The organism is Tepidibacillus decaturensis (genome assembly GCF_001561915.1).
Lineage (GTDB): Bacteria > Bacillota > Bacilli > Tepidibacillales > Tepidibacillaceae > Tepidibacillus_B > Tepidibacillus_B infernus.
In genome coordinates this window covers 96,164-106,042 of the sequence record NZ_LSKU01000002.1, presented here as the reverse complement: position 1 = coordinate 106,042, position 9,879 = coordinate 96,164, and the positions used below count along the sequence as shown (strand labels likewise).

At 35.7% G+C, this 9,879-nt stretch carries 9 protein-coding genes; all 9 read right to left on the bottom strand.

Annotated features, from left to right (window positions below):
- Positions 1–412: 412 nt before the first annotated feature.
- The 9 genes from buk to U473_RS13955 all read right to left on the bottom strand — a co-directional run bounded on the left by buk (position 413) and on the right by U473_RS13955 (position 9,671).
- Positions 413–1,486 (bottom strand): butyrate kinase, encoded by a 1,074-nt coding sequence (buk, locus tag U473_RS13995; protein WP_068727880.1) that lies wholly within the window; start codon positions 1,484–1,486, stop codon positions 413–415.
- Positions 1,479–2,036, bottom strand: a complete 558-nt coding sequence (locus U473_RS13990; protein ID WP_068727878.1) for a 2-oxoacid:acceptor oxidoreductase family protein — start codon at positions 2,034–2,036, stop codon at positions 1,479–1,481. The genes buk and U473_RS13990 overlap by 8 nt, the downstream gene beginning before the upstream one ends.
- Before the next feature lie 12 nt (positions 2,037–2,048).
- Entirely contained in the window at positions 2,049–2,795 is a 747-nt protein-coding gene (locus U473_RS13985) for a thiamine pyrophosphate-dependent enzyme (RefSeq protein WP_068727876.1), read from the bottom strand.
- Positions 2,792–3,856 carry a 3-methyl-2-oxobutanoate dehydrogenase subunit VorB gene (gene vorB / locus U473_RS13980; protein WP_068727874.1) on the bottom strand — a complete coding sequence of 355 codons (1,065 nt, stop codon included), beginning with the start codon at positions 3,854–3,856 and terminating at the stop codon, positions 2,792–2,794. The genes U473_RS13985 and vorB overlap by 4 nt, the downstream gene beginning before the upstream one ends.
- Before the next feature lie 20 nt (positions 3,857–3,876).
- Positions 3,877–4,089 (bottom strand): 4Fe-4S binding protein, encoded by a 213-nt coding sequence (locus U473_RS13975; RefSeq protein WP_068727896.1) that lies wholly within the window; start codon positions 4,087–4,089, stop codon positions 3,877–3,879.
- A gap of 28 nt (positions 4,090–4,117) precedes the next feature.
- Entirely contained in the window at positions 4,118–5,083 is a 966-nt protein-coding gene (locus U473_RS13970; RefSeq protein WP_268807463.1) for a bifunctional enoyl-CoA hydratase/phosphate acetyltransferase, read from the bottom strand.
- A 98-nt stretch (positions 5,084–5,181) separates the two neighbouring features.
- A complete protein-coding gene (locus U473_RS13965; RefSeq protein WP_068727870.1) occupies positions 5,182–6,282 on the bottom strand; it encodes a Leu/Phe/Val dehydrogenase in 1,101 nt (366 codons plus the stop codon).
- A gap of 273 nt (positions 6,283–6,555) precedes the next feature.
- Positions 6,556–7,959: an amino acid permease gene (locus U473_RS13960; RefSeq protein WP_068727868.1), complete on the bottom strand. Its 1,404-nt coding sequence runs from the start codon at positions 7,957–7,959 to the stop codon at positions 6,556–6,558.
- A gap of 104 nt (positions 7,960–8,063) precedes the next feature.
- The gene (locus U473_RS13955) at positions 8,064–9,671 is read right to left on the bottom strand and encodes a sigma 54-interacting transcriptional regulator (protein ID WP_068727866.1); all 1,608 of its coding nucleotides are present in this window, start codon (positions 9,669–9,671) and stop codon (positions 8,064–8,066) included.
- Positions 9,672–9,879: the final 208 nt, after the last annotated feature.

Here is a 9,879-nt window from a genome sequence, read left to right as displayed (position 1 = left end):
GATTGTTGCTTGTCAATCATCTTTTAGAACTTTCCTATCGCCTGTTTTAAAGAATGAAACTTATCAACAGCGACAAAATTTATCTTATCAAATATTATGTTAACTTGTCAACTGTTATTTTTTATTTTATCAATCGCTTCATTTATAAGGTTTCATGAAGCGACAATTCATATACTACCATGAGTCACATTTTGTCGTCAATGATTTTTTTGATCCTATTGAAAATTTGTCTTATAGGCGACTTGGTTAAATTCAATTTATCAAAACTCCTTTATTGTTTGCAAAAATAATAAATGACGCGATACCCAATTGGCACATGTTCATGCTCTGCAACCGAATCAATGAAGTTTAAACTAAACATCATTGATTCGGCATTACATACAGCACACCTTTTATTTTTCATAATTCCTTTTTAATTATATACTTTTGCCTCTTCTTCCCCACTTAGAATACGTAATGCTCCAAAGGCTAAAGATTCTAATTCTTCCTCACCAGGTATAATATAAATTGGGGCAATAAACCTAATTTTTTTACTTATTTGCTCAACAATATAATCGGAAAAAGCTAACCCGCCGGTAAGAATAATGCCATCAACTTCTCCATTTAGTACTGCAGCCATTCCACCAATTTCTTTGGCGACTTGATAAATCATCCCATCTAAAATGGCTTTTGCCTGTTGATCACCATTATTCATTCTTTCTTCTACTTCTATGGCATTCTTTGTTCCAAGATATGAATAAAACCCACCTTCTTTAGTTAAACGAGATAACATTTCTCTCTCAGTAAACGTTCCTGAATAACATAATTTAACTAGTTGATATGAAGGAAGGCCACCAGCTCTTTCTGGTGAATAAGGTCCTTCATTATTTGCGTTATTTACATCAATTAATTTTCCTTGGCGCTCAGCTACAACAGAGATTCCACCACCTAAGTGAACAATAACAAAATTAAATGCATCATATGGTTTACCAAGCTGATTAGCCACTTTTCTAGAAACCGCTTTAATATTTAACGCATGTACATGACTTTTCCTTTCAATTTCTGGAATACCCGATAAACGTGCAACTGACTCCATTTCATCTACCACTATTGGATCTACTATAAAAGATGGGATTCCTAAAGGATGAGCTATATGGTAAGCCATTAGAGCTCCTAGATTTGAAGCATGTTCGCCATATTTGGATCCCAGTAGATCTTGCAACATTATTTCATTTACTAAATAAGTTCCACTAGCAAGAGGCTTTAAAAACCCTCCCCTACCCACGACTGCATCCAACAAATCCATAGAAATTTGGTGTTTCTTTAAACTTTCTAAAAGTATGATTAAACGATATTCTAATTGTGAAGCAATGTTTGAATAAGATAATAATTCCTGATCTGTATGTCGAACCGTATCTTTATATAATAATTTTTCTCCCTGATAAAGAGCAAATTTGGTTGATGTTGAGCCAGGGTTAATGGCTAAAATTTTATATTCTTTAGGCATATTGCTCCTCCAATGCCACAACATGCTCCATTCCTTTCTGGATCGCCTTGAGATTCATTTCAATTCGATCAGGTCTTTTGTTACCAAGCATTTCTTCCATTCCATTTCGAATATCATTCAGTGTAAGAATCGAGTTATATTTAAGAAATACACCTAACATCACCATATTCAAGAGAGATGAGGCACCTACTTCCTCTGCCATTTCTTGTGCGGGGATTGAAATCCATTCAACCATAGCCGATTCGGGTTTACCTTTTTTAATAATCGAACCATTTAAAATGACTTTCCCACCTTGTTTTACGTCTTTTACAAATTTATCTACTGAAGGTTCATTTAACGCTAGCAAATAGCTACATTTATTTACAATCGGAGAGGTAATAGGATGGTCGGAAATGGTAACAGAACAATTAGCCGTTCCTCCACGCATTTCAGGACCATAGGAAGGAATCCATGAAACATGTTTCCCAGCCATCATACCGGCATAGGCTAAAAGCTTTCCAACAAAAAGGATTCCTTGACCGCCAAAACCAGAAATAATGATTTGTTCCATATTCAACCCCTCCTATTTCAACATCTCAGGTGTTTTTAATTCACCTAAGGTATAATAATTTTTCAAATTGTCTTGTAACCATTGAAGTGATTGATTAGGAGACATACCCCAGTTTGTTGGACAAGTTGATAAAACACTAACCATCGTAAAACCTAAACCTTGCATTTGGATTTGAAATGCCTTTTTGATTGCTTTTTTCGCTTTTAAAACATTTTGAGGGGTATCTACTGAAACTGATGCAACATAGGCTGCCCCTGGAATATGACTAATTAGTAATGGTAAATCTAAAGGATATCCTGCTTGGCTCGCTTCTCGACCATATGGTGAGGTAGAAGTTTTTTGTCCAATTAAACTAGTTGGAGCCATTTGACCACCAGTCATTCCATAAATTCCATTGTTCACGAAAATCGTAGTTATTTTCTCTCCTCTTGCTGCTGCGTGTATCGCTTCAGCGATTCCAATCGATGCCATATCTCCGTCACCTTGATAAGTAAATACAATTTTATCTGGAAGAGACCTTTTTATTCCGGTTGCTACTGCTGGTGCTCTCCCATGTGCCCCACCTTGAAAATCAATATTAAAATATTGCTCAATAAAACCAGCGCAACCAACTGGGGTAACTCCTATCGTATCCCCTAAAAGATCCAATTCTTCTAAAACTTCGCCTAATATCCGATGAATAATCCCATGAGTACAACCCGGACAATAATGAAATGGTGTATCTGTTAATGCTTTTGTTTTTGTAAATGTAACGATCATATTCTCATGCCCCTAACATCAAAGGATTGATAAAACTTCTCTTTCATTTCATCATGCTGAGGTGTAATACCACCTTGTCTACTGTAAAAAGCAACTGGGGCGGCACCATTAACATTTAATTTTACATCTTCCACCATTTGTCCAGCACTCATTTCAACAACCATATACCCTTTCACTTTTTGAATAATCGGTGTAAATGCTTTTTCCGGAAATGGCCATAAAGTAATTGGACGAATTAAACCAACTTTGTGACCTTCTTCTCTTAAGGTGTCTACCACTCCTTTGACGATACGCGCACTTGTACCATAAGCTACAAAAACATATTCTGCATCTTCCATTCGGTAAACTTCCCAACGTTGCTCTCTTTCTTTAATTCCTTTATATTTATTTTCCAAATATAATGCCTTGGCTTCCCCTGCTTCATTTTGGAGGTTGTAAGAAGTAATCATATTACGTGGACGATCCTTTGCACCAGTTGTAGCCCAAGATTTATCTACTTCAATTGGTTTACGATTATGGAAAACAACAGGTTCCATCATTTGCCCAAGTACCCCATCAGCTAAGATCATGACAGGATTCCTGTGAAGATCTGCTAAATCAAACCCATCCATAATCAAATCTGCCATCTCTTGGACTGAACTTGGGGCAAGAACAATTAAGCGGTAATCTCCATGTCCTCCTCCTTTTACCGCCTGGAAATAATCAGCCTGTGAAGGGCCTAGACCCCCTAACCCTGGTCCAGTGCGCGTTATATTGACAATAACAGCCGGTAATTCGTTAGCCGCTAAGAACGAAATTCCTTCCTGTTTTAAACTAATTCCTATACTAGAAGAGGCAGTCATTACTCTTTTTCCTGCACCAGCCGCGCCAAAAACCATATAAATCGCTGCAATCTCGCTTTCAGCCTGCAAAAAGGTGCCACCGACCTTTTGCATTTTTTGAGCCATATATTCAATAATCTCCGTAGAAGGAGTTATAGGATAACCAAAATAAAAACGACAGCCTGCTTGAATCGCTGCTTCCGCAATAGCTTCGTTTCCCTTCATTAAATATTTTTTCATCTCTCCATCCCCCTTTGATTTTATTTTTCTACAATGACTTTAATTGCGACTTCAGGACACATTAATGCACACTGTCTACAACCTGTGCATTGATCAGGTGCATGTTGAATGGCTGGATAATAACCTTTTTTGTTTGGTTCCTTTGCGATTGATAATGTATCTGTTGGACATGTAGCTACACATATTTCGCATCCTTTACATAAATCATCATTCACAACGATAAAAGCTCTCATTTCCTTTCCCCCCTTTTTGTTGTTCCAATTATTCAAGCCAATCACTTGATCGAAAATATAGGTTAGTTTCATTGACTGCCCCTTGATTAACAGAAACAACCGTTAAAGCAATAGAAGCTAATTTTGCCTTCGCTGAATCTGATCTAGAATTTAAAATAAGTGGAACTTTTGCACCTAAAACAACGCCTGCCATAATTCCTTTAGCGAAATAGGTAATCGATTTCCCAAAAATATTTCCTGCTTCTATGTTTGGAACAAATAATAAATCAGCGTCTCCCTCAATTTCACTGTAAATCCCCTTATGATACAAAGATTCCTTACTAATGGCCAAGTCCAAAGGTAATGGTCCTTCCATGATCACAGAACCGAAAACACCTTTTTTTGCTTGTTGGGATAAATGATAACAATCAATCGTTACAGGCATTTTTTCGTTTACTCGTTCATTTGCTGACAATAATGCTATTTTTGGTTTTTCCATTCCCAATCGTTGCAAAAACTCAATTGCATTGAGTAAAATTTGTTCTTTTTGTATTAAATCCGGGGCAATATTAAGCCCCCCATCCGTCATATAATACAAATGATTAAATTCAGGTATTTCAAACGCTGATAAATGGCTAAGAATACGGCCTGTTTTTAATTGAAAGTCCTTATGTAGAACTCCTTTTAAAAAGGGTGTACTATTAATAAAACCCTTCATAATAATCTGAGTTGTTCCTTCATTGGCTAACTTAGCTGCTACATAAGCAGATTCCTCTTCACTATTTGTTGGGAAAACCACAAAGTCTTGTAGATCAAAGCCCATCTGTGAGGTAATCCTTTCAATCTCTACCTTATTTCCAACAAAATATGGTTCGATTAACTCTAATTCTACAGCTTGTTTGACTGCAACGAGCACATCTTCATCGTGAGCTGCTGCAATACTTACTCTAACTGGTTTGGAGTTCTTTGCCTTTGTCATCACTTCTTCAAATTGTCTAAATCTCATCTTTCTCACCATCGGATCTTCTCTGACCAAATCTCTTTTTAATTGAATGTTTTAAAGGAAGAGAAGGGTAATGATCCCTTCTCCGAATAAAAGACAATCCATCTATTTTATCTACCTGTAAATTTGCTTTGAACTCTTCCAATTTTCTCAATTTTAGTTTCAACTAATACATCTGCTGCTTTATAAGTTGGAATATTTTCTTTTTTAGAAATCTCAAAGATCTGACCTAAAATATCATAAATTAAGCTAGCATTTTTAAATGCTCGATCTTTATTATAACCTTGCAATTCATCTGCTACTTGAATTAAACCGCCAGCATTGGCAACATAATCTGGTGCATAAAGAATACCTTTTTCATGTAAAAGATCACCGTGACGATTTTCTGCAAGTACATTATTTGCTGCACCGCAAATCGCTTTACATTTTAATTGCGGAATAGTTTGGTCGTTAATTACAGCACCTAAAGCGTTAGGTGAGAAAATATCACATTCTACACTGAAAATTTCTTCCGGTTTTACCGTTTTAACTTGACGAAACTCTTCCTTTACTCTATGAACATTTTCTTCAGATATATCCGTTACAATTAAATTTGCACCTTCATCGATTAAATATTTTACTAAGTTGTGTCCTACTTTACCTAAACCTTGAACAGCCACAGTTAATCCATTTAGAGAATCCGTTCCAAAAGCTTCTTTTGCAGTTGCTTTCATTCCTCTCCAGACCCCATAAGCCGTAATAATTGCCGAATTACCACTTCCACCATATTCTTCAGGTAATCCAACCACATAGTTTGTTTGTTTTTTGGCAGATACAAAGTCCATTCCAACTGTTCCAACATCTGTTCCAGTATAGTAACGGCCCTTTAACGTTTCGATATAAGAGCCAAGTGATTGGAATAATTCATCTGACTTATCTTTCTTTGGATCGCCGATAATAACTGTTTTTCCACCACCATGCATTGCATTTGATACAGCACATTTATAAGTCATGCCTCTAGATAGACGTAATGCATCACGTAGGGCATCTTGTTCTGATTCGTAGTTCCACATCCTGCAACCACCTAGAGCAGGACCTAAAGTAGTATCATGAATAGCGATAATCGATTTTAAACCTGTTGCCTTATCATAGTTAAAAATAATCTGCTCATGTCCATATTTCTCCATCTCAGCAAAAATACTAAAAACATCTTTTTTATCTGTATTCGACATTTCTTTCTCCTCCTATAAAATGATAATTTTAAATCTCTAATCACTTATTATGTTTTGTAGCAAAAATCATGCCAATTGATCATGAGGTCTATTTCGACACGCTACAATGGAAGAAAATGATCCTTTTTGAATATAAAAATGGATTGTATGCACATGTTTGTTTTATCTTACTCGAGTGTCAAAAAATATTGACAATATTTTTTATAGGTGATAAAAAAATTTATCAGCTTAAATAAGAAAACACCGACCCATTTTGATCGGTGTTTTTTCTCTTTAATCATGTTGTGAAATTGGCTTTGTTCCTACTGTGGTTTCACTCTTAACCGGACGACGTAATTTATAGCCAAGATAAAGGAATATAAACCATACAGGTGCTACATAAAGGGCAACTGACATCCCGTCAATAAAGGCCATTAAAACTACGACTAACGCTAAAAATCCCAATGCGATATATGAAGAGTATGGCCAGAAGGGCAACTTTAAAGTAAGATTATTAATCTCTTCTTTGCTTTTTGCTTTTCTAAAACGTAATTGAGTAATTAGAATGATTGTCCAGCTCGTAATAACCGCAACGGTTGCTACAGCAGAGATATACAGAAATACTTTTTCAGGTACAACGTAATTTAGAAAAACAGCAATCAGTAAAAAGAAGGCTGAAAAAAGAATCCCAACATATGGAGTGCTTGTTTTACTTAACTTCCCAAACACCTTTGGTGCATTATTTTGTAACGCTAAGTTATAAAGCATACGCCCTGTACTAAATAATCCACTATTAAAGGCAGATAATGCGGCTGTTAACACAACAAAGTTAATAATGGCAGCAGCAGCTGGAATTCCAATTTTATCAAAAATCAAGACGAAAGGGCTTCCATTTGTTCCAATTTCATTCCAAGGATAAAGAATCATCATGATACTTAATGCGCCCACATAAAAAATAAGAATTCGCCAAATCACCTTATTTACTGCATTTGGGATTGACTTTTGAGGATTTTGCGCCTCTCCTGCAGTAATACCTATCAATTCAACTCCACCAAAGGAAAACATGACCATCACTAGCGAAAATAAGATTCCAGTAAATCCATTTGGGAAAAATCCACCGTTTACCCACAAATTATCAAAACCGATAGGTTGTCCACCATTTCCAAACCCCAAGAAAATCATTAAGAGTCCAGCAATGATCATAGCTACAATAGCAACGACTTTAATAAGAGCAAACCAATATTCAAATTCACCAAATGCTTTGACATTGATCAGGTTTACAATCGTCATAATCAGTAAAGCACCCAAGGCTGATACCCATTGTGGAATATCAGGGAACCAGTAATTAACGTATACGCCAACAGCTGTAATCTCGGCCATCCCAACTACAACCCACATAAACCAATAGGTCCATCCAGTTAAATAACCAGCAAATGGTCCTACATAACGATTGGCATAAGAACTAAATGAACCTGATACAGGTTCCGCAACCGCCATCTCTCCAAGTGCACGCATAATAATAAAGATAATGATTCCTCCAATTAAATAAGATAGGGAGATAGCTGGTCCTGCCATTTGAATCGTTGTAGCCGAACCATAAAACAAGCCTACACCAATTGCTCCACCTAGAGAAATCATTTGAATATGGCGTTCACTTAGGCCCCTTTCTAACTGTTCTTTCTCTTGTGTTTGCTTCATACTACTCCTCCTGAAATTTTTTATAATTATATGGTTCTATCTATATTTTCTTGCAATTTTAGTGCCAAAATTGTTTGAAAAGAAAAAAATTTAACTATTCTATTTTAAAATTCATCATCTTTAATTTTATTTAGGATTGTCGTATTGGAAACACCTAGAATTCGACCAGCTTTACGGGAGGAATTATGGGTTTTCATCACTTTTAAAACGACTTGTTTTTCAACCTCTCTAACAATATCTTTTAGAGATGGCCATTGGGGTTCAATTGGGATCTTTATATGAAAATAATGATCGTTATTTTCAATTCTCCTTTCGATTCGTTGTTTCATTGGTTCTAAATTTGCCCATTCTAAAAAGTGCAGAAGCTTTATTTCTTGATCTGGAATTACATTGATGATTCGCTCTAATGTATTCTCTAATTGCCGGACATTACCTGGCCATTTTTGCGCCATCATATACTCAATTGCTTCTTTTGATAAATAGACTTGAAGTTTGTTTAATTTAATTCCTATCTTCTGAATTAAGTGTTGGGCAATTAAAGGAATATCCTTTGGTCTTTCACGTAAAGGTGGAATTCTAAGAGGAATTACATTTAATCTATAGTATAGATCTTCACGAAATAGCTTTTTACTAATCATTTCCTCAAGATTTTGGTGAGTTGCTGCAATAATCCGAACATCTACAGGAACCTCTTTATTCCCCCCTACTCTTCTAACTGCCTTTTCCTGTAATACCCGCAATAGCCGAACTTGAATTTGTGGAGAAATTTCTCCAATTTCATCTAAAAATAATGTCCCTGTATCTGCTTGCTCAAATAATCCTTTCTTTCCCCCTTTAACCGCACCAGTAAACGAGCCTTCCTCATATCCGAACAGTTCACTTTCTAAAAGATTTTCTGGTAAAGCAGCACAATTAATTGCAATAAAAGGAGATTTTGAACGATTGCTTTCCATATGAATCGCACGGGCAAATAATTCTTTTCCGGTTCCACTTTCTCCCCGAAGTAAAATAGAAGAATCACTTTTTGCTACCATTTTTGCTGTATCCACTATTTGCCTCATATTTGAGCTTTGAAAAATAATATCATCGAACGTCGTTAATGTTTTTTTTCGATCAATTTGTAATATCATCTCTTCAACTTGCTTGTAATCCTTAAGTGTAGCCACGGCTCCCATAATTTGATTTTTTTCATTTATAACAGGTACACCACTAGTTAAGTAGTGGAATACTCTCCGATCTTTTTTGATTTTAATTTCTTTATGTTTATATGATCTCCCATTTTTCAAGGTCTCAAGAATGGGTATTTTTGCTTCTAATAAATCTTCAATTTTCATTCCAATAGCCTTTTCTTTGGAATAATGAAGAATTTGACTAGCAACATCGTTCATATGAGTAATTTCACCCATTTTATTAACCGCAATAACCCCTTCACTTACTGAATTTAAGATGGTTGTTAATTCATGTTCCCTTTGCTCATAGGGCATGTGGTCACAATTTAAAATAGACAGAACTCCATCAATTTTATCTAATTGATCGATTAAATGTTGAAACTCGTCTTCTAGACATCTAAATTTAATAACCATCCCATGATTTGTTTTTGCTTCCATCCCTAATAAATTGATATTCTTATCCTTTAATACCTCCAAAATTTCATACCCTAGTCCTAAACGATCTCTAAAATCAATTCGGATGATAAATTCTTTTCTTTCCATAGGTCCCCCCACCTCAAAAACTCCCCCAATATACTTGTCTTACTTCTTTTTATCTCGTTTTGTAAGCGCTTTAATTATACAACAAAAATAATTGATATAGTTGTAATAAAAATCACATTTAATACGACCTACTTTCGTATATACAAAAAGACTACCTTTCGGTAGTCCTTTATTCTTTGCCTGGCAACGTCCTACTCTCCCAGGATCC

Bases quoted from the DNA above. Each gene is read 5' to 3' on its own strand.
- buk (WP_068727880.1), bottom strand. From the start codon at position 1,486: ATGCCTAAAGAATATAAAATTTTAGCCATTAACCCTGGCTCAACATCA.
- U473_RS13990 (WP_068727878.1), bottom strand. From the start codon at position 2,036: ATGGAACAAATCATTATTTCTGGTTTTGGCGGTCAAGGAATCCTTTTT.
- U473_RS13985 (WP_068727876.1), bottom strand. From the start codon at position 2,795: ATGATCGTTACATTTACAAAAACAAAAGCATTAACAGATACACCATTT.
- vorB (WP_068727874.1), bottom strand. From the start codon at position 3,856: ATGAAAAAATATTTAATGAAGGGAAACGAAGCTATTGCGGAAGCAGCG.
- U473_RS13975 (WP_068727896.1), bottom strand. From the start codon at position 4,089: ATGAGAGCTTTTATCGTTGTGAATGATGATTTATGTAAAGGATGCGAA.
- U473_RS13965 (WP_068727870.1), bottom strand. From the start codon at position 6,282: ATGTCGAATACAGATAAAAAAGATGTTTTTAGTATTTTTGCTGAGATG.
- U473_RS13960 (WP_068727868.1), bottom strand. From the start codon at position 7,959: ATGAAGCAAACACAAGAGAAAGAACAGTTAGAAAGGGGCCTAAGTGAA.
- U473_RS13955 (WP_068727866.1), bottom strand. From the start codon at position 9,671: ATGGAAAGAAAAGAATTTATCATCCGAATTGATTTTAGAGATCGTTTA.